Source organism: Paenibacillus sp. FSL H7-0442 (genome assembly GCF_038593105.1).
In the GTDB taxonomy this organism is placed as follows: Bacteria; Bacillota; Bacilli; order Paenibacillales; family Paenibacillaceae; genus Paenibacillus; species Paenibacillus polymyxa_D.
On record NZ_CP151963.1, the window covers coordinates 185,001 to 210,003 of the forward strand.

The 25,003-nt window shown below is 48.7% G+C and carries 22 protein-coding genes, 8 tRNA genes and 1 rRNA gene (1 of these 31 running past the window's edge); all 31 read left to right on the forward strand.

All coding sequences use genetic code 11. From position 1 onward, the window contains the following. A 23S ribosomal RNA gene (locus tag MHH57_RS00775) occupies positions 1-1,630 on the forward strand; it begins 1,299 nt to the left of the window's first position. A gap of 128 nt (positions 1,631-1,758) precedes the next feature. Beyond that, positions 1,759-1,850 (forward strand) — tRNA-Ser (locus tag MHH57_RS00780). 31 nt (positions 1,851-1,881) lie between these two features. Beyond that, positions 1,882-1,958, forward strand: a tRNA-Met gene (locus MHH57_RS00785). Positions 1,959-1,968: 10 nt separating this feature from the next. Next, a tRNA-Val gene (locus tag MHH57_RS00790) sits at positions 1,969-2,044 on the forward strand. Between the two features lie 4 nt (positions 2,045-2,048). After that, a tRNA-Thr gene (locus MHH57_RS00795) sits at positions 2,049-2,124 on the forward strand. 23 nt (positions 2,125-2,147) lie between these two features. Continuing rightward, positions 2,148-2,224 (forward strand) — tRNA-Asp (locus MHH57_RS00800). A 78-nt stretch (positions 2,225-2,302) separates the two neighbouring features. Continuing rightward, positions 2,303-2,375: transfer RNA gene (locus MHH57_RS00805), tRNA-Phe, on the forward strand. A gap of 9 nt (positions 2,376-2,384) precedes the next feature. Then, a tRNA-Tyr gene (locus MHH57_RS00810) sits at positions 2,385-2,470 on the forward strand. A 7-nt stretch (positions 2,471-2,477) separates the two neighbouring features. Then, positions 2,478-2,550 (forward strand) — tRNA-Lys (locus MHH57_RS00815). A 160-nt stretch (positions 2,551-2,710) separates the two neighbouring features. Continuing rightward, positions 2,711-3,853, forward strand: coding sequence for a helix-turn-helix domain-containing protein (locus MHH57_RS00820; RefSeq protein WP_342434706.1), 1,143 nt, complete (start codon positions 2,711-2,713; stop codon positions 3,851-3,853). A 103-nt stretch (positions 3,854-3,956) separates the two neighbouring features. Next, a complete protein-coding gene (gene ugpC, locus MHH57_RS00825; protein ID WP_029519022.1) occupies positions 3,957-5,081 on the forward strand; it encodes a sn-glycerol-3-phosphate ABC transporter ATP-binding protein UgpC in 1,125 nt (374 codons plus the stop codon). A gap of 337 nt (positions 5,082-5,418) precedes the next feature. Continuing rightward, positions 5,419-6,357, forward strand: coding sequence for an HPr(Ser) kinase/phosphatase (gene hprK, locus MHH57_RS00830; protein WP_029519020.1), 939 nt, complete (start codon positions 5,419-5,421; stop codon positions 6,355-6,357). Between the two features lie 43 nt (positions 6,358-6,400). Continuing rightward, a complete protein-coding gene (gene lgt, locus MHH57_RS00835) occupies positions 6,401-7,456 on the forward strand; it encodes a prolipoprotein diacylglyceryl transferase (protein ID WP_029519019.1) in 1,056 nt (351 codons plus the stop codon). Next, complete coding sequence (ppaX, locus tag MHH57_RS00840; RefSeq protein WP_029519017.1) at positions 7,453-8,106, forward strand: pyrophosphatase PpaX; 654 nt, start codon at positions 7,453-7,455, stop codon at positions 8,104-8,106. The genes lgt and ppaX overlap by 4 nt, the downstream gene beginning before the upstream one ends. Continuing rightward, a complete protein-coding gene (locus tag MHH57_RS00845; RefSeq protein WP_029519016.1) occupies positions 8,103-8,597 on the forward strand; it encodes an acyltransferase in 495 nt (164 codons plus the stop codon). Before ppaX ends, MHH57_RS00845 begins: the two co-directional genes overlap by 4 nt. A 147-nt stretch (positions 8,598-8,744) precedes the next feature. Further along, entirely contained in the window at positions 8,745-9,896 is a 1,152-nt protein-coding gene (locus MHH57_RS00850) for an acyltransferase (protein ID WP_069012131.1), read from the forward strand. A gap of 231 nt (positions 9,897-10,127) precedes the next feature. Then, a complete protein-coding gene (locus MHH57_RS00855) occupies positions 10,128-11,375 on the forward strand; it encodes an ATP phosphoribosyltransferase regulatory subunit (protein WP_342434707.1) in 1,248 nt (415 codons plus the stop codon). Then, positions 11,329-11,973: an ATP phosphoribosyltransferase gene (gene hisG, locus MHH57_RS00860; RefSeq protein WP_061830205.1), complete on the forward strand. Its 645-nt coding sequence runs from the start codon at positions 11,329-11,331 to the stop codon at positions 11,971-11,973. Before MHH57_RS00855 ends, hisG begins: the two co-directional genes overlap by 47 nt. A gap of 69 nt (positions 11,974-12,042) precedes the next feature. Further along, on the forward strand, positions 12,043-13,356 hold the full coding sequence (hisD, locus tag MHH57_RS00865; RefSeq protein ID WP_069012128.1) for a histidinol dehydrogenase: 1,314 nt from the start codon (positions 12,043-12,045) through the stop codon (positions 13,354-13,356). Beyond that, positions 13,340-13,948 carry an imidazoleglycerol-phosphate dehydratase HisB gene (gene hisB, locus MHH57_RS00870; RefSeq protein ID WP_029519009.1) on the forward strand — a complete coding sequence of 203 codons (609 nt, stop codon included), beginning with the start codon at positions 13,340-13,342 and terminating at the stop codon, positions 13,946-13,948. The genes hisD and hisB overlap by 17 nt, the downstream gene beginning before the upstream one ends. Before the next feature lie 3 nt (positions 13,949-13,951). Then, entirely contained in the window at positions 13,952-14,581 is a 630-nt protein-coding gene (gene hisH / locus MHH57_RS00875; protein ID WP_029519007.1) for an imidazole glycerol phosphate synthase subunit HisH, read from the forward strand. Positions 14,582-14,676: 95 nt separating this feature from the next. Then, positions 14,677-15,408 carry a 1-(5-phosphoribosyl)-5-[(5-phosphoribosylamino)methylideneamino]imidazole-4-carboxamide isomerase gene (gene hisA, locus MHH57_RS00880; RefSeq protein ID WP_318628133.1) on the forward strand — a complete coding sequence of 244 codons (732 nt, stop codon included), beginning with the start codon at positions 14,677-14,679 and terminating at the stop codon, positions 15,406-15,408. Between the two features lie 11 nt (positions 15,409-15,419). Beyond that, positions 15,420-16,178 carry an imidazole glycerol phosphate synthase subunit HisF gene (gene hisF, locus MHH57_RS00885; protein WP_318628134.1) on the forward strand — a complete coding sequence of 253 codons (759 nt, stop codon included), beginning with the start codon at positions 15,420-15,422 and terminating at the stop codon, positions 16,176-16,178. Then, positions 16,175-16,915, forward strand: a complete 741-nt coding sequence (gene hisIE / locus MHH57_RS00890) for a bifunctional phosphoribosyl-AMP cyclohydrolase/phosphoribosyl-ATP diphosphatase HisIE (protein WP_069012126.1) — start codon at positions 16,175-16,177, stop codon at positions 16,913-16,915. The genes hisF and hisIE overlap by 4 nt, the downstream gene beginning before the upstream one ends. A 36-nt stretch (positions 16,916-16,951) precedes the next feature. Beyond that, on the forward strand, positions 16,952-17,776 hold the full coding sequence (hisJ, locus tag MHH57_RS00895) for a histidinol-phosphatase HisJ (protein WP_069012124.1): 825 nt from the start codon (positions 16,952-16,954) through the stop codon (positions 17,774-17,776). A gap of 235 nt (positions 17,777-18,011) precedes the next feature. Further along, complete coding sequence (locus tag MHH57_RS00900) at positions 18,012-19,781, forward strand: tetratricopeptide repeat protein (RefSeq protein ID WP_165149358.1); 1,770 nt, start codon at positions 18,012-18,014, stop codon at positions 19,779-19,781. 39 nt (positions 19,782-19,820) lie between these two features. Further along, positions 19,821-20,774, forward strand: a complete 954-nt coding sequence (gene trxB, locus MHH57_RS00905) for a thioredoxin-disulfide reductase (protein WP_029518998.1) — start codon at positions 19,821-19,823, stop codon at positions 20,772-20,774. A 291-nt stretch (positions 20,775-21,065) separates the two neighbouring features. Then, a complete protein-coding gene (locus MHH57_RS00910) occupies positions 21,066-22,016 on the forward strand; it encodes an ROK family glucokinase (protein WP_029518997.1) in 951 nt (316 codons plus the stop codon). A gap of 65 nt (positions 22,017-22,081) precedes the next feature. Beyond that, positions 22,082-22,981, forward strand: a complete 900-nt coding sequence (rapZ, locus tag MHH57_RS00915; RefSeq protein WP_013308254.1) for an RNase adapter RapZ — start codon at positions 22,082-22,084, stop codon at positions 22,979-22,981. Positions 22,982-22,993: 12 nt separating this feature from the next. Then, positions 22,994-23,980, forward strand: a complete 987-nt coding sequence (locus MHH57_RS00920; protein WP_023986485.1) for a YvcK family protein — start codon at positions 22,994-22,996, stop codon at positions 23,978-23,980. A 5-nt stretch (positions 23,981-23,985) separates the two neighbouring features. Next, entirely contained in the window at positions 23,986-24,930 is a 945-nt protein-coding gene (whiA, locus tag MHH57_RS00925) for a DNA-binding protein WhiA (RefSeq protein ID WP_029518996.1), read from the forward strand. The last annotated feature ends 73 nt before the right edge of the window (positions 24,931-25,003 follow it).

Sequence of the window (25,003 nt, forward strand, 5' to 3'; positions counted from 1 at the left end):
GCCGGTATGAGTAACGAAAAGATCTGTGAGAATCAGATCCGCCGAAAGCCTAAGGGTTCCTGAGGAAGGTTCGTCCGCTCAGGGTAAGTCGGGACCTAAGGCGAGGCCGATAGGCGTAGTCGAAGGACAACAGGTCGAAATTCCTGTACCACCGTAATCCGTTATGAGCGATGGGGTGACGCAGTAGGGTAGTGACGCGGACTGATGGATGTCCGTCTAAGCAGTGAGGCTGGTGTGTAGGCAAATCCGCACATCGTTAAGGCTGGGCTGTGATGGGGAGCGAAAATTGTAGTAGCGAAGGTCATGATCTCAGACTGCCAAGAAAAGCCTCTAGCCAGGAGAAGGTGCCCGTACCGCAAACCGACACAGGTAGGCGAGAAGAGAATTCTAAGGCGCGCGGAAGAACTCTCGTTAAGGAACTCGGCAAAATGACCCCGTAACTTCGGGAGAAGGGGTGCCTCGGTAGGGTGAATAGCCCGAGGGGGCCGCAGTGAAAAGGCCCAAGCGACTGTTTAGCAAAAACACAGGTCTGTGCGAAGCCGCAAGGCGAAGTATACGGGCTGACGCCTGCCCGGTGCTGGAAGGTTAAGGGGAGTGGTAAGCCCTTCGGGGCGAAGCTATGAACCGAAGCCCCAGTAAACGGCGGCCGTAACTATAACGGTCCTAAGGTAGCGAAATTCCTTGTCAGGTAAATTCTGACCCGCACGAATGGCGTAACGACTTGGGCGCTGTCTCAACGAGAGATCCGGTGAAATTTTAATACCTGTGAAGATGCAGGTTACCCGCGACAAGACGGAAAGACCCCATGGAGCTTTACTGCAGCTTGATATTGAATTTGGGTACGATCTGTACAGGATAGGTGGGAGCCGTCGAACTTTGAGCGCCAGCTTGAAGGGAGGCATCCTTGGGATACCACCCTGATCGTATCTAGGTTCTAACTTGGTACCGTAATCCGGTGCGAGGACAGTGTCAGGTGGGCAGTTTGACTGGGGCGGTCGCCTCCTAAAGAGTAACGGAGGCGCCCCAAGGTTCCCTCAGAATGGTTGGAAATCATTCGAAGAGTGCAAAGGCAGAAGGGAGCTTGACTGCGAGACCTACAAGTCGAGCAGGGACGAAAGTCGGGCTTAGTGATCCGGTGGTACCGCATGGAAGGGCCATCGCTCAACGGATAAAAGCTACCCTGGGGATAACAGGCTTATCTCCCCCAAGAGTCCACATCGACGGGGAGGTTTGGCACCTCGATGTCGGCTCATCGCATCCTGGGGCTGAAGTAGGTCCCAAGGGTTGGGCTGTTCGCCCATTAAAGCGGTACGCGAGCTGGGTTCAGAACGTCGTGAGACAGTTCGGTCCCTATCTGTCGTGGGCGTAGGAAATTTGAGAGGAGCTGTCCTTAGTACGAGAGGACCGGGATGGACGTACCGCTGGTGTACCAGTTGTTCCGCCAGGAGCACCGCTGGGTAGCTATGTACGGAAGGGATAAGCGCTGAAAGCATCTAAGCGTGAAGCCCCCCTCAAGATGAGATTTCCCAGTATGTAAGACCCCTTGAAGACGACGAGGTAGATAGGTTGGGGGTGGAAGTGCAGTAATGCATGGAGCTGACCAATACTAATCGGTCGAGGGCTTATCCTAAGATAAAACGCAATGAGTTTCGGATCCAGTTTTCAGGGTGTAACCTTGAAATTGCGCTTGATATTCCAAATCACTTTGTTGAGATACAGAATAACTTGCGGAGTTTTGCTAAGTGAGTCCATTTATATGGAGAGATACCCAAGTGGCTATAAGGGGACCCTCTGCTAAGGGGTTAGACTGCGAAAGTGGTGCGAGGGTTCGAATCCCTCTCTCTCCGCCATTTAGGACAAGCTAGCGAAATATTATGTTATGGCGGTGTAGCTCAGCTGGCTAGAGCGTACGGTTCATACCCGTGAGGTCGGGGGTTCGATCCCCTCCGCCGCTACCATACATACCCAGGAGGCTTAGCTCAGCTGGGAGAGCATCTGCCTTACAAGCAGAGGGTCGGGGGTTCGATCCCCTCAGCCTCCACCATTGTGCCGGTGTAGCTCAACTGGTAGAGCAACTGACTTGTAATCAGTAGGTTGGGGGTTCAAGTCCTCTCGCCGGCACCATTTTTGAATTTTGAAAAATTCAGGGAACTGTGGTGTAGAGGCCTAACATGCCTGCCTGTCACGCAGGAGATCGCGGGTTCGAATCCCGTCAGTTCCGCCATTTTTCAATTCAATAGTTTTACCGTACTAAAGTGGGAAGGGGTATCCCTCCGCACTTTATTTTTTTGTTAATGGATATGGCTCGGTAGCTCAGTCGGTAGAGCAGAGGACTGAAAATCCTCGTGTCGGCGGTTCGATTCCGTCCCGAGCCACCTTTATATGGAGGATTAGCGAAGTGGCCAAACGCATCAGACTGTAAATCTGCTCCCTTACGGGTTCGGTGGTTCGAATCCATCATCCTCCACCAGTTTTACGAGCCATTAGCTCAGTTGGTAGAGCACCTGACTTTTAATCAGGGTGTCGAAGGTTCGAGTCCTTCATGGCTCATCAGAAGTCATCAACTATAGGTTGATGGCTTTTTTTGTATTGTTTTAAGTTATGTTTTTATATAGCTTTTTTATTTTACGGTATCGACAGGTTATAATGAGTTCATTATGTTCGCTTAGTGCTTATTCTATATTCTAAAAAAAAGTGAAGTGGTGATCGCGTGACTCTGGATACAGAATGGATTCAGCAACAGCTTCAGAATATTATTCAAGCGCCTTTTACCATAGTGCCTTGGTGCCCGGAAATGATGGCAGAGGGAGAGACAGCCGATTCAGTTATTCCGGATAGATCGTTTGTCCGTGACAACAAGTTATATTTTCCATTTCGTGCGTCGGCAGGTGAACTGGCTGCATTTGTGGTAGAGGCCAGATATTTGACGGATCGAGAACGGAAACTGGTAGAAGCGCTATTGGGGAACATGGAGCAGGTCTGGCAGAACGGTCCACAATTGTCGGATAACCCGGTTTATAGCGAGGAAGAGCGCATGAATCGTTATGGACAATGGCTTATACAGCAGGCTGCCAATCTAAACAAGGAAGAAGAGATTCCAGATGAATTGCAGCTTCGTGATTCGCTATCAGCGTGTATGGTTCCGATTTTACTGAATGGCGAGGGAACACAGGAGGGGGCTATTACTTATACCCAGCTCCATCGATTGTTCGCGAGCTATTTTGGAGGGGATGTGCTGCTTACTCCATTGGACAAACAGTCTTGGCTGATTATGGCTAAAAAGGAGCTTTTATTAGGAGCGGACGATGAACGGGATAAAGACACTGAGTCCAGGGATGCAGATTTTACGGAATCGTTGGAGGAGGTTCTCACGGCTTTTAGCTTGGGTCTATATGAGCTTATTGCGAATGAGTGGGTGGGTGTATTCCATTTGGCGGTTTCTAAGCCTTCAATCCCTTTGCAAAGTCTTCCCCAAGAGCTGAATTTGTTATGGGAGACCATACATTTGGGCAAGATTTTTCATGTAACAGAGCACATCCACTTTTCATGGGAGCTTCATTTGGAAAGGCTGTTAAACCGCATTTCCAAGGAACAACGCGTATTATTTTTAGAGCAGGTAATGAAGTCATCTGTCATACTGGAAGACTCAGAAACGATGGCCACATTAGACATCTTTTTTCAACTGGATTGTAATGTGAGTGAGACAGCTAAGCGTCTATATGTGCATCGAAATACGTTGATTTACCGTTTGGACAAGATCAAACAGGAGACTGGATTGGACGTGCGGACGTTTAATGATGCGGTTTTAGTCAAGCTCTATCTTCTATTGTACAAAGTGACAAAAAGGAAATAGCATTTTTGTGCAGTTTGCGAATAGCCATGCTACGGGGACTAGGATAAGATACAAGTAAGAAATGTATTCGATTTCATAACTTGATCTTAGGGAGGCAAAAGCTATGGCTGGTGTACGTTTAGAGCATATTTTCAAAAAATATCCGGGTGCAGATAAAGCTACGGTTGTTGATGTCAATTTGGACATTCAAGATAAAGAGTTTCTCGTGTTGGTTGGTCCTTCCGGTTGTGGTAAATCTACTACGCTCCGTATGATCGCTGGTCTAGAGGAAATTTCAGACGGTAAATTGTACATTGGAGATCGTGTTGTGAACGACGTGGCTCCAAAGGACCGCGATATCGCGATGGTATTCCAATCCTATGCCTTGTATCCGCATATGAATGTATATCAAAACATGGCTTTTGGTCTGAAACTCCGTAAGGTGAAGAAAGAAGAAATTGACAAACGTGTACGTGAAGCGGCTAAAATCCTTGATATTGAGCATCTGCTGGACCGCAAGCCGAAAGCGTTATCAGGTGGTCAACGCCAGCGTGTTGCCTTGGGACGTGCGATTGTGCGTGACCCGCAAGTGTTCTTGATGGATGAGCCACTGTCCAACTTGGATGCCAAGCTGCGTGGTCAGATGCGTGCGGAAATCACGAAGCTGGCTAAGCGTCTGGAAACGACTGTTATCTACGTAACCCATGACCAGGTCGAAGCCATGACGATGGGTGACCGGATTGTAGTTATGAAGGATGGTATTATCCAACAAGCTGCATCCCCAGATGAACTGTACAACCGTCCAGTGAATCTGTTCGTAGCTGGTTTTATCGGCTCTCCTACGATGAACTTTATCACAGGTAAGCTGGTTGAAAAAGAAGGTGCATTGCATTTTGCTGCGCCGGGTCTGGATCTGTTTGTACCAGAAGGTAAAGGACAGATTTTAAAAGCGAAGGGCTATATCGGGAAAGAAGTGATCTTGGGTATCCGTCCTGAGGATATTCATGAAGAGCCTGTATTCTTGGAGGCTTCTCCGAATACGATCTTTACATCCACTGTGGATGTAACGGAAAACCTCGGTCATGAAATGCTGTTGTACCTGAGCGGTGCTGGAAATGATACGATTATTGCCCGTGTAGACGGACGCTCCAATACTCGTGATGGTGTCAAAGCGAAGTTGGCTGTTGATATGAACAAGGTTCATATTTTTGATAAGGAATCGGAATTGAGTGTTCTGGTTGGCGAATAAAATTTGCCTCTGGAAGAGAGTCGCAGTTTTCCCCGAGCGGAGAACTGCGACTCTTTTTATATATCGCATACGGCTACTAGCTTCGGCATTGCATTCATTGGAAAATTCCGATACGATGGGTACAATGGACAGGTCTAGATGTAGGTTCGTTGGCAGGAGTCCTAGATGGGATCAACCCAGCTGGCGGAATGGAGCTAGCCTGGAACCATATGTTAAATCAAGTGGAGTGTGCATTGGCGCAGGATAGACTGGCGTTGGGGTGTATGGTTAATAGGGTAAAGCTACATAAATCAAGTGACGTATAGAATCTGGTTTTGCAGATGAAGGGGAGAATAAAATGGCTAAACAGGTAAAGGTATCCGAGCTTGTACAGCAGTTTCAAATGGAAGTTATTTCCGGTGAAAAAGGTCTGCGAAGACTGATCACAGTGGACGATTTAAATCGCCCAGGTCTGGAGATGGCCGGGTATTTTGAATATCATACACAAGAGCGGGTACAGCTTCTGGGAAGGTCTGAGTTGGCTTTTCTGGGAATGCTTCCTCCTGAGGAACGCCGGGATCGGATGGAGCGTCTGTGTACAGAGCTGACTCCATGCATTATCGTCACACGTGGTCTAGAGGTACCGGCTGAGTTAGTGGAGGCGAGCGCAGAGCGAGATATTCCTGTACTGCGCACTAATATGGCGACGACGATTTTATCAAGCCGCATCACAGGCTTTCTCGAAAGAAAGCTGGCTCCTACAGCAACTATTCATGGTGTACTGTGTGACGTGTATGGCGTGGGAATGCTTATCACAGGAAGTAGTGGAATTGGTAAAAGTGAAACGGCACTGGAACTGGTTAAACGTGGACATCGCTTGGTAGCAGATGACGCGGTAGAAATTCGGCAAACGTCCGATTTTCAGCTGCATGGTACAGCACCTGAGCTGATCCGTCACCTGTTGGAAATTCGTGGCGTGGGCATTATTAATGTGATGACGCTGTTTGGGGCCGGTGCAGTTCGTAATAACAAACGGATTACATTGGTTGTTCGTCTGGAGGCATGGCAGCAGGACAAGCAGTATGACCGTCTTGGTCTCGATGAGGAAACGACACGCATTATTGATACAGATGTTCCACTGGTTACGATTCCAGTTCGTCCGGGCCGAAACTTGGCTGTTATTATCGAGGTGGCGGCGATGAACTATCGTTTGAAACAAATGGGTGTTAATGCAGCCCTGCAATTTACAAACAAGCTGACTGCTACAATTTCCGAAGATATGGAAGAGATGGATTAAGGTTTGTTCGTTTGCAAGGAAGAACGAGGAGTGAGAGAAACATATGTCAACGGCAACATTACTGCTGAATCCGATCGCTTTTTCAATCGGGGCAATCAAGGTCCACTGGTATGGGCTTATTTTGGGGCTGGCGGCGCTTGTGGGTTTATATCTTGCCATCCGTGAAGGAAAAAGATTCGGTATTTCGCAGGACTTTTTTATGGATATGCTGCTTCTGGGTGTTCCCTCAGCTATTATTGGAGCGCGTATTTATTATGTAGCCTTCAAATGGGAAGACTACCGAGATAATCTATGGGATGTTTTTAAAATTTGGAATGGCGGTATTGCGATATACGGTGCCTTGATCGGGGCCATTATATGTGCGGTCATTTATTTCCGGTATAAAGGGTATAACTTCTGGCGTATCGCTGATATTTGTGCACCAGGCCTACTGATCGGTCAAGCGATTGGACGCTGGGGTAATTTTGTCAATCAGGAAGCCTACGGTGGACCGACGGAAGAGATATTTTTGCGGAATCAGCTGCATCTGCCGGATTTCATTGTGAATCAGATGAACGTTAACGGGGTGTTCCATCACCCTACATTTTTATATGAATCACTGTGGAGTATTGTAGGTGTGATTTTGCTGCTCGTCATTCGTCGTATGAAATTTGTGCGTGCAGGCGAAATGTTTGCATTTTACTTCATTTGGTACTCAATTGGCCGTTTCTTCATCGAGCGTGTACGGACGGACAGTTTGGCTTTTCAGGGACCGGATTGGCTGGCTTCCTTTGTGAATGCTTTGTGGTCTCCTATGGTATGGCTAGGGTTTGAACCAGGGCATCTGGACCCGAGTTACGGTAATGTACGGATCTCGCAATTGCTGCCTATCTTTATTGTTGTAGCTGCGGTGATTTTCATTTTGGTTCGTCGCCGGAAGGGTACATCTGTTGCTCGATATAGCGATCCGATTATCTCCAGCAAAGCGGGGATTGATCAGGTACCTGACGTGATGCCAGAGCAGGTATCCCGTCCAGGACAGGACGCGGTTCCTCCAACAGCTACGGCGGATAAGCTACCTAAGGAAGACACGGACGAGGACAAGAAGGAGCATCTATGATAAATACGATTTTGTTTGATTTAGACGGCACCATCATGGATACGAATGAGCTGATCATCAGCACATTTCTACACATTTTGAATCATCCGGATGCTGATCCGCTGACGCGGGAGCATATTATTCCTCATATGGGTGGAACGCTGGACGATCAACTCCGTACTTTTTCGGGATTAACGGATGTATCTAGGCTGGTTAAGGACTACCGTGCTTATAATCAGATTCATCATGACCAAATGGTGAAGCCATTTCCATATGTCATTGAGGTCATTCAGGAGTTGCGTGCGAGAGGGATTAAGCTGGGGGTTGTGACAACCAAAATACGACCATCCACGATACGTGTACTTAATCTGTTCAATCTGACTTCCTCAATGGACTATATTGTAACGGTAGACGATGTGGAACATCCAAAGCCACACGCTGAACCAGTGCTCAAGGCCTTGACAGGTTTGAATGCTGAAGCAAAGCATACATTGATGGTCGGAGACAGTTCTTTTGATATTTTGTCAGCTCAGGCAGCAGGTGTGAAATCGGCTGGTGTAGCTTGGTCGCTCAAGGGCGAGGAAACTCTGCGCGGATATGGGCCTGACTACATGTTGCATGATATGCGGGATTTGCTGAAGCTGGAGCTTCAAGGTGTCAATGTATCGTGAGAAGGGTGAACCGCTATCCTGTAGAAGGTCCCAATGCGTTGTGGCAGATTTATCGGACGGTGAGCCGCTGGAAAGGCATTAAGAACTTTATTTTTATACAGATTGCCCGGTATTGTCCTGTGCTTTCTCTGAAAAACGTCATTTACCGCAGAGTGCTGGGGATGAAGGTGGGGCAACATGCGGCCTTCGGCCTGATGGTGATGGTGGATGTTTTTTTTCCGGAGCATATTACGATAGGGAACAATTCGGTCATTGGATATAACACAACGATACTGGCTCACGAATACCTCATACAAGAGTATCGTATCGGTAAAGTGGTGATTGGTGATCATGTGCTGATCGGCGCCAACACAACCATTTTGCCGGGTGTCACCATCGGTGACGGAGCTATCGTAGCAGCCGGAGCGGTCGTGCATAAAGACGTGCCCGCAGGTGCATTTGTAGGTGGCAATCCGTTGCGTGATTTAAGACGCTCTGGTGTGGATGAGTAGGAAATAGCACAATAAGGAAGACCCCTTATGTATTAAGGGGTCTTCCTTATTGTTGTTTTTCTGTATAATAAGTGGGGTAATGCATGTTAATTATGTTTAAAAATTGATAACAGACATATTTGCAAAGCGATATGGGAGCGTGTTGATTTGGTCAAAAAAGAACGTATACCAGAGCTTGATGTTTACCGGGGAATATTAATTGCAGCCGTTGTTACCATTCATGCGACTTCAATGGCTTTAATTGATGCGCGCCATTCTCTATTGTTTTACCCTTTTCTATTTTTAAATATGTTTAGTAGCTTTGCGGTGCCAGTATTTATTTTTGTGAGCGGGTTTGTTTTATTTTACAATTATGTCGATAGGCCGCTTCGTGGTAAGAATATGCTTATATTCTTCCGAAAAAGACTGATGTTTATTGTGTTGCCGTACGTTTTGTTTTCTCTTGTGTATTATTTGACCTTGGTAACACGCGGGTTGATGCCGCTCAGTGATCTTCCGCTCGTGCTGTTAACGGGAAAGGCGTACACGCATTTGTATTATGTCATCATCATCATCCAATTTTATTTGGTCTTCCCACTGTTGTTGTGGGGAGTGCAGCGCTTATGTCATTGGATATCGAGTCCACGGAGAGCAGCCTGTATCATTTTGGCAGTAGGGTTAGTCATTCAATGGGGGTTTGTATTGCTGAACAAATATGTTTGGCAAGAGGAAAGAGGAAGTCTCGCGATTACGTATATCAGTTATTTTGCCTTGGGCGCAGCTGTAGCGATTGGATATGAAGGGTTTAAAAAGTGGCTTTTTCCGGTGTCAGGTACAGTAATTAGACGCGGACAGTTGATCAGTTGGTGGGGCTTGTGGGTGGCTTGGCTACTCCTGGGTATAGCATATGTACAAATATGGTTTGTAGCATATCGCGAAGCCATCTATGCAGACTCGCTGATCTATGAACTGCTCCATAATGCATATGCCCTCGTCTCAGCGCTGGTGCTGTTTCAGTTCTCGGTTTTATTATATCGTCATGCTAACGATAGGCTGCGAATGTTAATCAGCTGGCTGGGCTCATGCTCATTCGGCATTTATTTACTTCACCCGGCGTTATTGAGAGTATATCGCAAGCTGGATTTGCACGGAACGCCAGTAGAATATATCTTCTCTGTTACGGGTGGATGGTTGTTGGCGTTGTTTGGCTCATGGTTGATTGTGACGTTGTGTTTTCGATATGTACCATTTGCATGGATCGGTTTGGGCACGGTTCCGAAGTTTCCTTCCCGGAGTAAAGATGAACAAATGAATAGCTAAATATTTTGATTGATTGGACTGTTGGCTTAGGGCTGGCAGTCTTTTTTTTAGGATTCGTGTATTTTGCATTGGATAAAATATAGAAAGGGGCAGCGGCTTGGCGAATCTGTAGAAAAGGGCTGCTCCGTTCGGTTGACGTTCACAAGTAGAGCATGATAATATATCGAATATACTTTAGTTTGTTAGCACTTTACCATGATAAAGATATTGTGAAATCATGAGGTGATAGAGATGTCTAAGCCAAAAGGATTCGAAATCCCTGTAGGGGTTCGAGATTATCTTCCACGTGCAGTGTCGAAGCTGCGGGCCATCGAACTGAATGTACTCGAATGCATGGAGCGCTGGGGTTACCGCCAGATCATGACGCCTACGATGGAATACTACGATACGGTAGGAGTGGCTAGTTCTACTTCCGATCGAAAGCTGTTTAAATTACTCAATAACCGGGGAACCACGTTGGTGCTGCGATCGGATATGACCGCTCCCATTGCGCGGGTGGTATCTTCGTTGCTAAAGGAAGAGGAAGTACCACTCCGACTTTCCTACCACGCAAATGTATTTCGGGCGATTGAGGAAGAGGCAGGAAGAGAAGCGGAGTTTTTTCAGACAGGTGTGGAGCTGGTAGGTGATGATTCGCCTGAGGCTGATGCAGAAGTTGTAGCATTGGCTATTGCATCATTACAGGCGGCAGGAGTGGCCTCTTTTAAAATTGCCATGGGACATGTGGGATTTCTGAACGGCTTATTTGAGGGAATCATTCCAGGCCGTCAGGCTGAACAACAAGCGCTAAAGGAACTGTTGCTCAGTCGTGATGTAGTGGGCTACCGAACAGCGATTGAAGCTTTGGGCTTGGCTCCCGAACATCGGGATAAGCTGGAAGCTATTCTTCGGTTGCGCGGTGGAAAAGAAATTTGTGACCAGGCTACCCGTCTTAGTGTGGAGCAGCAGACGATTCGATCCATTGCACATTTGTGCGAGGTGTGGGAAGTACTGGAGGCATACGGCGTATCTGAGCATGTGTTAATCGACCTTACCATGATCGGGGATTTTTCATATTATACAGGAATGACTTTTGAGGGCTATGCGGCGGAGATTGGGTTCCCGGTATGCAACGGGGGTCGCTATGACAATCTGCTTCAGCAGTTTGGTCGATCCGTACCTGCAACGGGATTTGCATTGAAGACAAACCGGATCGTCGATGGTGTGGATGGTATCCAAATGGAGACGAAGCTTCCTGTACTTATCCGTTATGACGAACAGGGACGCCAAGAGGCGTTATCCGCAGCCGCACAGCTACGCGCAACAGGTCTTACTGTGGTGACAGGACTCACGGGCGGACCGGAAGATCGACGTCGTGAGCAGCAGGGGCTGTACGCAGAGGTATACAGCTATACAGCCGAAGGAAGAGAGCCAGTACAAGGGGGGAACTGCCATGACAGAAACATTGAAAGTAGCCATGCCCAAGGGAAGGATTTATAAGCAGGCTTCTGAGCTATTTCGCCGAGCAGGGGTTCCCATTCCGCTGGATGTGGACGAGACGCGCAAGCTGGTCATTCCACTGCCTGAGCTAGGCATGGAATTTATTATGGCGAAGCCCGTCGATGTTCCTACGTATGTGGAATATGGGGCAGCGGACATCGGCATTGTGGGCAAGGATGTTTTGCTGGAAGAGAACAAGGATGTGTATGAACTGCTGGATTTGGGGATCGCCCGTTGTCGGATGTCAGTGATTGCTTTACCAGATTGGCAGCCAGGTATTCGTCAGCGGGTCGCTACAAAGTATCCGAATGTGGCTTCCCAGTATTTTCGGGAGCAAGGCCAACAGGTGGAGGTTATTAAGCTGAATGGCTCCATTGAGCTGGCGCCGTTAATTGGTCTGGCAGACCGCATTGTTGATATGGTAGAAACGGGGCAGACCTTGCGGGAGAATGGATTGGTCGAGCAGATCAGCATACTGGATATTACCAGTCGTCTGATTGCGAATCGGGTCAGCTACCGGATGAAAAACAGCTCGATTCAGGCTTTGTGTGATCGATTGCATCAGGTGATTCCCAATGCGGTGGCACCCCGGGAGTAAATGAACTAAAGGAATAAGCCAAGGGTTAAAGGAGCATTCTGCAAGCTGCAAGTAAGGGGGAATGGACAAATGAAGATTGTATCAGCCCGTGATTTCAGTCTCCAACGGGAGGTGGATTACGGCACACCTGAGCAAAATGAGGCTGTGCGTACCATTATTCAGTCGGTACGCCAAGAAGGGGATGAGGCTGTCCTGCGGTATACGCAATCGTTTGATGGTGTATCGCTGATCGCAGAGCAGCTTCGTGTGACGGAGGAAGAATTGAAGGCGGCATATGACAAGGTAGAGCCTTCTTTTTTACAGGCGATTCGAGAAGCGGCGGATAATATCCGTGCTTTTCACATGAAGCAAAAACGTAATTCGTGGATGGATTTACAGCCAGACGGTAGCTTGCTCGGCCAAATTATCCGACCGTTGAAACGTGTAGGCGTGTATGTTCCGGGCGGTAAAGCGGCCTATCCATCCTCTGTGCTGATGAATGTCATTCCCGCTCAGGTGGCTGGTGTACCTGAGATTGTCATGGTGACACCCCCGGCGACAGGCGGCAAGGCAGGGATAGATCCATATACACTGGTAGCTGCGGCAGAGGCTGGTGTAACGGAAATATATAGGGTTGGCGGAGCGCAAGCGATTGCTTCCCTCGCTTACGGAACACATAGCATTGAACCAGTCGATAAAATTTGCGGTCCCGGTAACATTTATGTAGCGCTGGCGAAGCGCGAGGTGTACGGCGCGGTGGATATCGACAGTATAGCTGGACCAAGTGAAATTGTCGTGTTGGCTGACGACACGGCGAATGCCTCATATGTAGCGGCTGACCTGCTTTCACAGGCGGAACATGACGAGATGGCCTCAGCCATACTGGTTACGCCCTCGCAACGCTTGGCCGAAGAAGTATCAGCTGAAGTACAGCGCCAATTGGCAGAGCTACCGCGCAGAGATATTGCTGCTGCATCGGTGGAGGCATACGGGGCTATCATTGTCGTCGACACTTTGGAAGAGGGCATCCATATTGTAAACCGACTGGCACCAGAACATTTGGAAATTATGACAGAGCAGCCGATGGAGCATGTAGGTCTGATCGAAAACGCGGGAGCTATTTTCCTGGGAGCGTACAGCTCGGAGCCAGTAGGCGATTATTTTGCCGGACCTAACCACATTATTCCGACGAATGGAACGGCACGTTTTTCCTCGCCAGTGGATGTTGATGATTTTATCAAGAAGTCGAGTATGATCTATTACAGCAAAGAAGCGCTACTGCGCAATGGTGAGACGATTATGCAGCTTGCCCGCCATGAAGGACTGGAAGGTCACGCACGGGCGATACAAGTTCGATTGGACAATGAAAAGAAGGCGGTGGATGGCGATGGGGAACGAAAATAACGTAGCAGGACGTACAGGCAGCGTCAGCCGAAAGACGAACGAAACGGACATTCAGCTATCTTTTGCAGTAGACGGCACAGGGCAAGCTGAGATTGAAACGGATGTTCCTTTTCTGAATCACATGCTGGACTTGTTCACCAAGCACGGACACTTTGATCTGAATGTGCAGGCCAGAGGGGATGTGGATATCGACGATCATCATACCGTAGAGGATATTGGTATTTGTCTGGGACAGACCTTGCTGGAAGCATTGGGTGATAAAAAAGGAATTAAGCGCTATGCCAGCGTCTTTGTACCAATGGATGAGGCGCTCGCACAGGTTGTCATTGATCTGAGTAACCGACCTCATTTTGAGTATCGTGCGGAGTATCCATCACAGCAGGTAGGGAGCTTTTCGACAGAGCTGGTGCATGAATTTCTGTGGAAATTTGCGTTGGAGGCTCGCATGACGCTACACGTCATCGTTCACTACGGGCAAAATACCCACCATATGATTGAGGCGGTGTTCAAAGCGCTGGGACGTGCACTGGATGAAGCGACATCCATTGATCCACGGGTGACGGGAGTGCCTTCAACGAAGGGAGTGCTGTAGCCCATGTCCATTGCCATTGTGGATTACGGCAGAGGCAATCTGCATAGTGTGAGCAAGGCAGTTGAGCGTCTTGGCTATGAGGCTGTAGTAACGGGAGATGCCCAAGTGATTCGTTCCTCCAGCGGTGTGATTTTGCCGGGTGTAGGGGCATTCGGGGATGCTATGGAGCATTTACGTTCCAGCGGATTGGATCGGGTGATTCAGGAGGTTGCAAGCGCTGGACAACCACTGCTCGGTGTTTGTCTAGGAATGCAACTGTTGTTCACTCGTGGTGAAGAATACGGCAGTCACGAAGGGCTTAATATCTTACCAGGTGAGGTCGTTCGGTTTGCTCCTGATCTGGGGGTTAAAGTGCCGCATATGGGCTGGAATCGTCTGCGTATGACTCAGCCGAACCACCCGTTGTTACAGGGCTTGGAGGAAGGACATGTGTATTTCGTACATTCCTATCATGCGAAGCCGGAGGCCGAAAGTGACCTACTGGCGGTGACTGACTACGGTGGGCCCGTAACGGCTATCGTGGGCAGAGGCCATGTATATGGCATGCAGTTCCACCCGGAGAAAAGCGGGGAAATGGGGATGCGGTTGCTTCGACAGTTTTTGGAACTGGCGGAAGCGGAAAAGCGAGCGTAACGATTCATGTGTCTATAGTTGAGGGTACGCCAACTTTGGTCGTTGATGGATGTAAAGGCATATAGATGTTGAATAGCTCACAAGGGGGTCATACTTTGTTCACGATATACCCAGCGATTGATATTCGCGATGGCAAATGTGTACGACTGGTACAAGGAGATTATAGCCAGGAGACGATATACAACGAAAACCCGGTGGAGGTTGCCCAAGAATGGGAGCGTATGGGCGGCTCCTACATTCACTTGGTTGATTTGGACGGTGCTAAAGCAGGTCAACCGGTGAACGATGAGCTCATTGGGCGCATCGCTTCTGCGGTGCAAGTGCCTGTACAAGTGGGTGGCGGCTTGCGTACACGTGAACATGTGGAGCGGCTGTTGTCGCTGGGCGTGAGCCGTGTGATCTTGGGTACGGCAGCGATTGAGGATCGTGCTTTTACGGAAGCGGTATTGGGTACCTACGGTGATCGGATCGCCATTGGTCTGGATGCACGGAATGGCTATGTGGCCACGCGCGGATGGCTTGAAACCTCGGAGGTTCGAGCGGATGAATTGGCTGCTGAGTTGGCCTCCAAGGGAGCGGAAACGTTCATTTTTACAGACATTTCCCGCGACGGAATGATGCAAGGCCCGAATGTGGAGGCTATCGTAGCGCTTGCGAAAAGCAGTGGACGAACCGTGATCGCTTCCGGCGGTGTCAGCAAGATGGACGATCTGGTCACGCTGAGCACCTATGCGAAAGAGGGTGTAGGCGGTGCTATTGTGGGTAAGGCATTGTATACAGGCAGCATTGATTTACAGGTAGCCGTACAAGCTGTAGCAAAGGCATAGGGGGAGTAGGCATGCTGGCTAAACGTATTATTCCCTGCTTGGATGTAAAGGATGGCAGGGTGGTTAAGGGCGTTAATTTTGTGAACTTACGCGATGCAGGCGATCCGGTGGAATTGGCGGCGCTTTATAACCGGGAAGGGGCAGATGAAATCGTATTTCTGGATATTTCTGCTTCAGTTGAAGGGCGTGCCACCATGGAAGAAGTAGTTCGTCAGACAGCCGGAGAGATAGCCATTCCTTTCACCGTAGGTGGCGGGATATCTCATGTCGATGATATGAAACGCATTTTGCGTGCCGGGGCTGATAAAATCGGCGTAAATACGGCGGCTGTCCGTAATCCTCAGCTGATTGCGGAGGGTGCGCGCAGCTTTGGCTCACAATGTATCGTTGTTGCCATTGATGCCAAGTACAACGAGGCGTGGGGCGAGTGGGAAGTATATACCCACGGAGGCCGCACGCCATCTGGTATTCGCGCCTTGGCCTGGGCCAAGGAAGCTGAACAGTTGGGAGCCGGTGAGATTCTGCTGACCAGCATGAATGCGGACGGAACCAAGGACGGCTTTGACCTGCCGCTGACTTCTGCGGTATCGGATACCGTCGGAATTCCAGTTATTGCTTCTGGCGGAGCAGGCAAACAGGAGCATTTCTATGACGTGTTTACGGCGGGCAGAGCGGATGCTGGATTAGCAGCAACGATTTTTCACTATAAAGAAATAGGAATCCCTGACCTAAAACGGGATTTGAAGCGCAGAGGAGTGGAGATACGATGAGCAACGAATTGAACCAACAGCTATCTCTGGAGCAGATACTGGATAATGTCCGCTGGAATGAGGTGGGTCTTGTCTCGGCGATTGTGCAGGATGATGCCACCCTTCAGGTGCTTACGCTGGCCTACATGAACCGCGAGTCGCTGAAACTGTCTTTGGAGTCGGGAGAGACCTGGTTCTGGTCTCGTTCCAGACAGGAGCTGTGGCACAAGGGGGCTACTTCAGGGAATACGCAAAAAATCACTTCCATCCAGTTGGATTGTGACGGTGATGCTCTGTTGATACGTGTCATTCCGAACGGTCCTGCCTGTCATACAGGAGCAACGAGCTGCTTTTTCCGTGATATTTCCGCGCCAGGGACGGCTGTAGCACCTGTTGCAGGAAATGCAGGAGACCACACGCTGGTAAATCAAACCGATGATATTTCCAATGCTTCAGCAGACCGCTTTGAGGTACTTGCCCAGCTGGAGGCGATTATTAAGGAGCGCGAAGAGACACGTCCTGAAGGGGCCTATACGACCTATCTTTTTGATAAAGGTGTAGACAAAATCTTGAAAAAGGTTGGCGAAGAAGCATCCGAGACGATCATTGCCGCCAAAAATAAAGATAATGATGAACTGCGCCTGGAGGTTAGCGACCTGATTTATCACCTGCTGGTGCTGTTGCAGGAGCGCAAGCTACCGCTAGATCACGTGCTGGCTGAGCTGAATCGCCGTCATGAACGACCTCGTCGTGATTAGTACGATTTGTTGTAGTGTTGAAAGGGGGAGGATCGCATGAAAATTGACTATCATACGCATCACGCCCGCTGTGGGCATGCCATAGGGAGTCTGGAAGAGTATGTACAGCAGGGAATTCGGCTGGGGCTGGATCAGCTCGGCTTGTCCGATCACATGCCACTACTGCATGTAAAACCGGCTGACTATTACCCGGAAATGGCGATGCCTATGGAGGAGCTGCCCCGATACGTGGAAGAATGTTTGGAACTGAAGGAACGTTTTAAAGAGCAAATTGATATTCGTGTTGGCTTGGAAGGCGACTACATTGAGGGCTGGGAACGAGAAATCGAAGATATCATCACCGCGTATCCCTGGGATTATGTGATTGGTTCCGTCCATTTTCTAGGTGAATGGGATATCACGGACTTCCGTCAGGTACACCATTGGGAAGGCAAAAATGTGCTTGAGGTGTACCGCACGTATTATAATGCGGTTTCTAAGGCGGCAGCTACCGGTTTGTATGACATCATGGGGCATTTGGATGTCATTAAGCGCTTCGGCTATCATCCGAAGCCGGAGGAAATGGAGGAGCTGCGTGAACTGGAGCGCTCCGCACTCTCAGCCGTTGCCCGCAGCGGTCGGGCGATGGAACTGAATGCATCAGGGCTTTCGAAGCCCTGTGCTGAGATGTTCCCGAGCCGCCGCATGCTGGACGAAGCTTTTTCGCTAGGCATCCCGCTGACCGTAGGATCGGATGCCCATGATCCGGCGAAGCTGTCCGAGCACTTGGAGAAGGCACGCGCGCTTCTATATGAAGTCGGCTATCGCGAGCTTGCCGTATTTCAGCATCGCGAGCGCTCGCCGGTGCCGCTGACGCTTTAATTATTACGTTTATTGGGTCTAAGTATCATATCCAGTGGCTAGCCGAACGCTCCTTATTTATACAGGGAAAAGCGTTCGGCTATTTAGCGTATTCTTGTATATATATCTATCGTATACGAGCATATATCCGTTTTTTGGAATGAGGTAGGATCGACTGTCAAGTCGTTTTGAAGTTGTGGTATACTGAAGGGTATGAACATGTCAGTTACTTTTAAAGGAGGTGCCTTGGTTATTTATGAAAGGGAAACATCTGCGAGTATCGGAACCTAGCCCTAAGATTATTGCTTTGCGTTTCGACGCATCTTTCTTTTTTGAGAAAGCTGTGCGCTCGCTTGATCGCAATCATTATGACAAGGCATTGAAATATTTTCGCAAAGCCGTTGAATATGAACCGGATAATCCGGTGAATCATTGCAATATGGCGGGTATATTATCAGAGATGGGGGATTATGCAGGTTCGAATGAGATCCTGTCCTCTGTTCTGAGTGACGTAGACTCGTCGATGACAGAGTGTTATTTCTATATGGCGAATAATTACGCTAATATGGAGCAGTTTGAAGAAGCGGAGAAAGCATTGGTCACGTACCTGGAGGAGGACGAAGAAGGCCAGTTTCTTGATGAAGCGGAGGAAATGATGGAGCTGCTGTATTATGAGCTGGACCGTCCAACGAAGCTGAACCGCATTAAGGCCCGGCAGGGAGTAGTAGAGCATGATCAGGCTCGTGTCCTGCTGGAGGAGGGGAAATTTGCTCAGGCAGCCCAGTTGCTCAAGCAAATTTCAGAGGAACAACCGGATATGTTCGCTGCGCGAAATAATCTGGCGTTAGCGTATTACTACATGGGATTGTTCCAAAATGCTAAGGCTACCATTATTCAAGTGTTGGAGGATGAGCCGGGGAATTTACACGCATTGTGCAACTTGGCGATCTTTTATCAGCACGAGGGCGGCGGCCCGGAATTGGATCGTCTGGTGCAGACTTTGGCGGTCACTATACCGTTTCAGGAGGAGCAGGTATTCAAGCTGGCGACCACTATGGGCATTCTCGGACGCCATGAGGAGGCCTACAGACATTTCCGCAGGTTGCTTCATGGCGATGGAGAGAACAATGCGGACGCTTCTTTGTACCATTACACGGCGGTAGCTGCCAGCAATACGGGAAGATATGCGGAAGCACGGCGGTTGTGGAGTCATTTGCAAAAGCAGGATGCTTCCTCGGAAGTTCCGCGGTTTTTCCTGTCCCGACTGGAGGAACTCCAGCAGGAGGGTACACCGCTGCAAGTGCTCAGCTATCATTATCATCTCCCGTTTGAGGAGCAATTCCGCATGTGGGAGAAGTTTGGTGCTGACCAGGTGCCTGACAGCATGAAGAAGGACCCGCTAATCCGGTCATCCTTCTTCTGGGCCTTGCGCCACGGGGACCGGGCGACTCAGCTTCAGGTCATTCAGGCGTTAAGCTTGATCGGTGATGATGAGGTGCGTCAGGCACTGGAGTCCTTCGTAGAAGACCCGGACCAGGAGGATGAGCTGAAACGCCGTGCCTTGCAAGTATTGCAAGAGCTGGCGGAGCAGGGTGAGCAGAAAATGTACCCGGAAACGGAACGTTCTGATCAGTTGGAGGTTGAGAACGATCCTCATACAATTGAAGGTGATGTATCTGCCTCCCCGGTTGATCCACAATGGCAGGCAGTGCTGGATAAGGTACTGACCGTTATGAGCAAGCCATCCGATCCGGTCATGCAGCACGACTTGAGATCGCTGTGGCTGGAGTATTTGGATCGGCTTGCCCCGGAAGTTCCGATGGTTCAGCATACTGAGGGATGGGCAGCGGCGCTGGAATATTTGACTGCCAAAATGCATCATCATTCAGTCACCTATCAGGAAGTAGCCGATCGCTATGGTATTTCCGTATCGACCGTAAGCCGCTATGCACGCCAGATTGACAGCGTGTGTGGTATCAAACAGAAGCTGAAGCAGCCGCTCTCCACGTTTAAAAAGCAGGTCTGAGACCTGCTCCAAACATCACTTAAAGGAGGCAACAAACGTATGTATAAATCCATAATTATTGGTACAGGTCCTGCAGGCTACACAGCGGCTATTTATTTGGCACGTGCTAACATGAATCCGCTGATCATTGAAGGGATGCAGCCCGGTGGGCAGCTTACTACAACGACCGAAATTGAAAATTTTCCGGGTTTTGAGCAAGGTATCCTCGGGCCTGAACTGATGGATAATATGCGCAAGCAGGCTGAACGTTTTGGCGCTGAATTTACTTCCGGTTGGGTAGAGGAAGTGGATTTTAGCAAACGTCCTTTTAAAGTGAAGGTAGAGGGTAAAGGCATCATTGAGGCGGAGTCGGTCATTATTGCTACAGGTGCGTCCGCCAAATATCTTGGTATTCCGGGTGAGCAGGACAATGTAGGTCGCGGAGTCAGCACTTGCGCAACTTGCGATGGCTTCTTTTTCCGCGGGAAAAAGATTGTCGTGGTTGGCGGTGGCGATTCAGCCATGGAGGAAGCGAGCTTCTTGACCCGTTTTGCTTCCAGTGTAACCTTGGTCCATCGTCGCGATGAGTTGCGGGCATCCAAAATTATGCAAGATCGCGCGCGTGAGAACGAAAAAGTACATTGGGCATTAAACCGGACTCCTCTGGAAGTTGTGACGGGAGAATCTGGTTTAAAGGGTTTGAAGGTACACAATAATGAGACCAATCAGGATGAGCTGATTGAGGTAGATGGCGTGTTCGTAGCCATCGGGCATACACCGAATACAGGTTTCCTGAACGGACAAATCCATACCGATGAACACGGCTATATTGTAGTGAAGCCAGGCACAACGGAAACGAACATCCCCGGAGTTTTTGCCTGTGGGGACGTACAGGATAATCGTTACCGTCAAGCGATTACGGCTGCGGGAACGGGCTGTATGGCGGCTATGGACTGCGAGAAATATCTCGAAGGCAGTGCTGTTCACGACTGGAGCGAAACACTGGATCAATAAAAGCGTGTCTATAGTACACAAAAAGGCTAACGGGAGAGCGAAGGAACCTCTGTTATGCCGCATCTTTTGTTCAGGAAGAGAAAGCCTGCTGCGTTTGCACAGGCTTTCTCCTTTTTATGGGTGCATAAGGTTAAAAGTTCCTCTAATCGTACACTTTTCAACAAGGAAGTGTCCTTGACCGTAACGAGGGCTTCAATTATAGTTGGAACGTAGGATTACTATTATGAAGTAGGAATTATAAGCATATATTTCATACCAGGTTTTTAAGTAAACATAAAGGTGGCTTGGAACATGTCTGAAAGTATCTATGTGGGTGTCGATTTGGGCGGTACAGCGATTAAAGTAGGCATTTGTAATGAGAACGGACAGCTTTTGCACACATACGAGGGACCAACCGAAACCGATAAAGGTGTAGATGTTGTCATTGGTAATATCGAAAAATATGTGCGGCACATTGTTGAGGAATCTCCTTATGAGTGGGATCAACTCAAGGGTGTCGGTGCAGGCGTTGCAGGTTTTACGAATGTTCGTGATGGTATTATTGTCCTCGCTCCTAATATTGGCTTTCGTGACGTACCGATCCGTGCGCTCCTAGAGAACCGGATTGGCAAGCCTGTGAAAATAGACAATGATGCGAATGTTGCTGCGCTAGGTGAGGCTTGGGCTGGTGCAGGCAAAGGCATCGAAAACTGCGTATGCTATACCCTGGGAACAGGAGTAGGTGGCGGTATTATTATAAACGGTAGAATATACCAAGGTTCTTCAGGCATGGCCGGGGAAATTGGTCATATCAGCGTCGTACCTGATCTGGAGGCAATTCAGTGTGGATGCGGCAAAATGGGTTGCTTGGAAACTGTATCTTCTGCAACAGGCATCATTCGTATGGCCAAGGATGCTGTGGAACGTGGCGACCGGACCTCTCTGGCGCTGGAGGATCAAATTGCCGCCAAGGAAGTATTTGATGCTGCTAAAGCCGGGGATGAAGTCGCGCTGCGTATTGTGAACCGGGCTGCCTTTTATTTGGGGAAATCCATGGCAGCGGTTGCCGCTGTGCTTAATCCAGAGTTGTTTATTATAGGCGGCGGTGTTTCTAAAGCAGGCGACTTTTTGTTTGAAGAGATGCGTCGCGTATACGCCAAGCTGGCACCTGAACCGCTTCAAAAAGGTGTATATATCGTACCAGCGGTGTTAGGCAATGACGCGGGTGTTGTAGGGGCTGCAGGGTTGCTGCTACGCTCCTGACCACAGGTTACTGATAATACGGGTACTGGCATAGAGCGAAGAAGCAAAAGGAGAGGGAAGTCCATATGACAGATAACCTAAAAAATGCTGCGCCGTGGGCAACGCTCATTATTATTACGGGGATGTCAGGCGCAGGGAAGACCATTGCGGTTCAGAGCCTGGAAGACTTGGGCTTCTTCTGTGTTGATAATTTGCCCCCTGTACTGATTCCCAAATTTGCAGAGTTGATTGAGCAGTCTAATGGTAAAATAGGCAAGGTTGCACTCGTCATTGATTTACGCGGACGAGAATTTTTCACTGCCTTGTCGGAATCGTTGAATTATATTAAAGATCATTTTACGATTCATTGTGAAATTTTATTCTTAAATGCGAATGATGGCGTTCTCGTACAGCGGTATAAGGAAAGTCGTAGACGTCATCCGCTGGCTCCAGACGGTATGCCTTTGGATGGGATTCGGTTGGAGCGCAAGATGTTGGAAGAACTAAAAAGCTCGGCTACACAGGTTATTGACACAAGTGTGATGAAGCCTGCAACTTTAAAGGCAAGGATTATTTCACGATTTTCTCATCTGGAGAGCAGTATGCTTTCCGTGAACATTACTTCTTTTGGCTTCAAGTATGGTATTCCCATTGATGCCGATCTTATATTCGATGTGCGCTTCCTGCCTAATCCCCACTATGTGGATCAACTACGTCCCCACACTGGACAGGATAGCGATGTATATGATTATGTCATGAAATGGCCCGAGACTCAGGCATTCTTGACCAAGTTGCTGGATATGTTACACTTTTTGATTCCGCAATATCGCAAAGAAGGCAAAAGCCAGGTCATTATCGGCATTGGCTGTACTGGCGGTAAGCATCGTTCTGTTGCAATATCGGAGTATTTAGGAAAAATGCTGGGTGCCAGCGAGACAGAATCTGTTTCTGTTTCGCATCGGGATGCTGATCGGGACCGGCATTAATGAGGTGAAATCATGAAAGAGACCGGATCACAACGGGAGCGCCCACGTATAGTTGTTATGGGCGGCGGAACCGGCTTGTCCGTCATGCTGCGGGGCTTAAAGCAAAAGCCGCTAGATATTACGGCTATTGTTACAGTCGCTGACGATGGCGGAAGTTCCGGGATTTTGCGCAGTGAGCTGCAGATGCCCCCCCCAGGGGATATTCGCAATGTGCTGACTGCCTTGGCTGACGTGGAACCAGTGATGTCAGATATGCTGAAATACCGTTTCGGTGCGGGATCAGGATTGTCAGGCCATAGTCTGGGCAATCTGATTTTAGCAGCGATGACCGATATATCGGGAGATTTTGTAACGGCGGTGCGTGAGCTTAGCCGTGTATTTGCTGTCCGGGGACGTGTGCTGCCAGCAGCCGAGGAAGGCGTTGTGCTAAGCGCCGAAATGGAGGATGGCACGGTGATTACCGGAGAGTCCAAGATCCCAGAAGCGGGCGGACGAATCAAACGCGTCTTTCTTGAACCGACTCACGTGGAGCCGTTGCCTGAGGCTGTAGAGGCCATTAATGAAGCTGATGCGATTTTGATTGGCCCCGGCAGTCTATATACCAGCATATTACCGAATTTGCTTGTACCTAAACTCGCTGAAGCTGTAGTGAAATCAGACGCTATCAAAATATTTGTCTGTAACGTTATGACCCAGCCTGGTGAAACCGATGGCTATACAGTAGGAGACCATCTGCAAGCTATTTTTGAGCATGTAGGGCATCATCTCTTCGACTATGTCATTGTAAATAACGGAGAAATTCCACCCCAAGTACAGGAAATGTATGCCGAGCAGGGAGCCAAGCCAGTTCAAGTAGACATGGGCGAGCTGACCGACCGGGGATATAAAGTGGTGGCAGATACATTAGTTCTGTTCCGCACGTATTTACGGCATGATGCAGACAAATTGAGCCAGCATATTTACCAATTGGTACAAAACTGGATATTAAGAAGGAGGTGAGTCCCTTGTCCTTTGCGGCACAAACGAAAAAAGAGCTTACGATGATTGAAAGCCAGTCCTGCTGTGAGAAAGCGGAACTATCTGCGCTCATACGTATGCTCGGATCCGTACAACTGTCGAATAAAAGGGTGATATTGGACGTGTCCACAGAAAATGCCGCGATTGCAAGGCGGATTTACTCCTTGATCAAGAAGCATTTTCAACTTCATATCGAACTGCTTGTACGGAAAAAAATGCGCTTGAAAAAAAATAATGTGTACATTGTCCGTATTCCTAATGATGTGCAACAACTGCTAAAGGATCTTTATATCGTCTCAGAAGGTTTCTTGTTCACTGACGGGATTAATCGGGATATTGTTCGGAAAAACTGTTGTAAGAGAGCTTATTTACGGGGCGCCTTTATGGCAGGTGGCTCTGTCAACAATCCTGAAGGATCATCTTACCACCTTGAAATTTCTTCGATGTATGAGGAGCATTGTCAGGCACTCGTTGATCTTGCGAATGAGTTTCATCTAAATGCTCGCTGTATTGAGCGAAAAAAGGGTTTTATTCTCTACATCAAGGAAGGCGAGAAGATCATTGAGCTGCTTAGCATCATTGGGGCGCATCAAGCCTTGTTCAAATTTGAAGATGTACGCATTATGCGCGATATGCGCAATTCCGTGAATCGTATTGTCAATTGTGAAACGGCTAATTTGAACAAGACAATTGGAGCTGCTGTCCGGCAAATTGAGAATATTAAGTTGCTGGAGAGAGAAGTTGGCTTGGAGACCTTGCCGGATAAACTGCGTGAAGTGGCAGAAGTTCGGCTCGCTCATCCCGATTTGAATTTGAAAGAAGTCGGGGAAATGCTCAAAGGGGTCGTGAGTAAATCGGGTGTAAATCATCGGCTTCGCAAAATTGATGAGATGGCTGACAAAATCAGGGGCGAAAATGGCCTGATTCCGTAAAAAGAATGTCGGTGGGGCTTTTAGCCCCGGTTTTTTTAGTTTTTTTTCTAGTGTCTGTCCCGGGTTAATGTTA

What these genes read in the sequence shown, in the direction of transcription:
- hisB (WP_029519009.1), top strand. Translation starts at nt 13,340, where the DNA reads ATGGGGAACGAAAATAACGTAGCAGGACGTACAGGCAGCGTCAGCCGA.
- hisD (WP_069012128.1), top strand. Translation starts at nt 12,043, where the DNA reads ATGAAGATTGTATCAGCCCGTGATTTCAGTCTCCAACGGGAGGTGGAT.
- MHH57_RS00855 (WP_342434707.1), top strand. Translation starts at nt 10,128, where the DNA reads ATGTCTAAGCCAAAAGGATTCGAAATCCCTGTAGGGGTTCGAGATTAT.
- ugpC (WP_029519022.1), top strand. Translation starts at nt 3,957, where the DNA reads ATGGCTGGTGTACGTTTAGAGCATATTTTCAAAAAATATCCGGGTGCA.
- rapZ (WP_013308254.1), top strand. Translation starts at nt 22,082, where the DNA reads ATGACAGATAACCTAAAAAATGCTGCGCCGTGGGCAACGCTCATTATT.
- MHH57_RS00920 (WP_023986485.1), top strand. Translation starts at nt 22,994, where the DNA reads ATGAAAGAGACCGGATCACAACGGGAGCGCCCACGTATAGTTGTTATG.
- hisIE (WP_069012126.1), top strand. Translation starts at nt 16,175, where the DNA reads ATGAGCAACGAATTGAACCAACAGCTATCTCTGGAGCAGATACTGGAT.
- hisH (WP_029519007.1), top strand. Translation starts at nt 13,952, where the DNA reads ATGTCCATTGCCATTGTGGATTACGGCAGAGGCAATCTGCATAGTGTG.
- hisF (WP_318628134.1), top strand. Translation starts at nt 15,420, where the DNA reads ATGCTGGCTAAACGTATTATTCCCTGCTTGGATGTAAAGGATGGCAGG.
- ppaX (WP_029519017.1), top strand. Translation starts at nt 7,453, where the DNA reads ATGATAAATACGATTTTGTTTGATTTAGACGGCACCATCATGGATACG.
- MHH57_RS00900 (WP_165149358.1), top strand. Translation starts at nt 18,012, where the DNA reads ATGAAAGGGAAACATCTGCGAGTATCGGAACCTAGCCCTAAGATTATT.
- lgt (WP_029519019.1), top strand. Translation starts at nt 6,401, where the DNA reads ATGTCAACGGCAACATTACTGCTGAATCCGATCGCTTTTTCAATCGGG.
- trxB (WP_029518998.1), top strand. Translation starts at nt 19,821, where the DNA reads ATGTATAAATCCATAATTATTGGTACAGGTCCTGCAGGCTACACAGCG.
- hisG (WP_061830205.1), top strand. Translation starts at nt 11,329, where the DNA reads ATGACAGAAACATTGAAAGTAGCCATGCCCAAGGGAAGGATTTATAAG.
- hprK (WP_029519020.1), top strand. Translation starts at nt 5,419, where the DNA reads ATGGCTAAACAGGTAAAGGTATCCGAGCTTGTACAGCAGTTTCAAATG.
- hisJ (WP_069012124.1), top strand. Translation starts at nt 16,952, where the DNA reads ATGAAAATTGACTATCATACGCATCACGCCCGCTGTGGGCATGCCATA.
- MHH57_RS00910 (WP_029518997.1), top strand. Translation starts at nt 21,066, where the DNA reads ATGTCTGAAAGTATCTATGTGGGTGTCGATTTGGGCGGTACAGCGATT.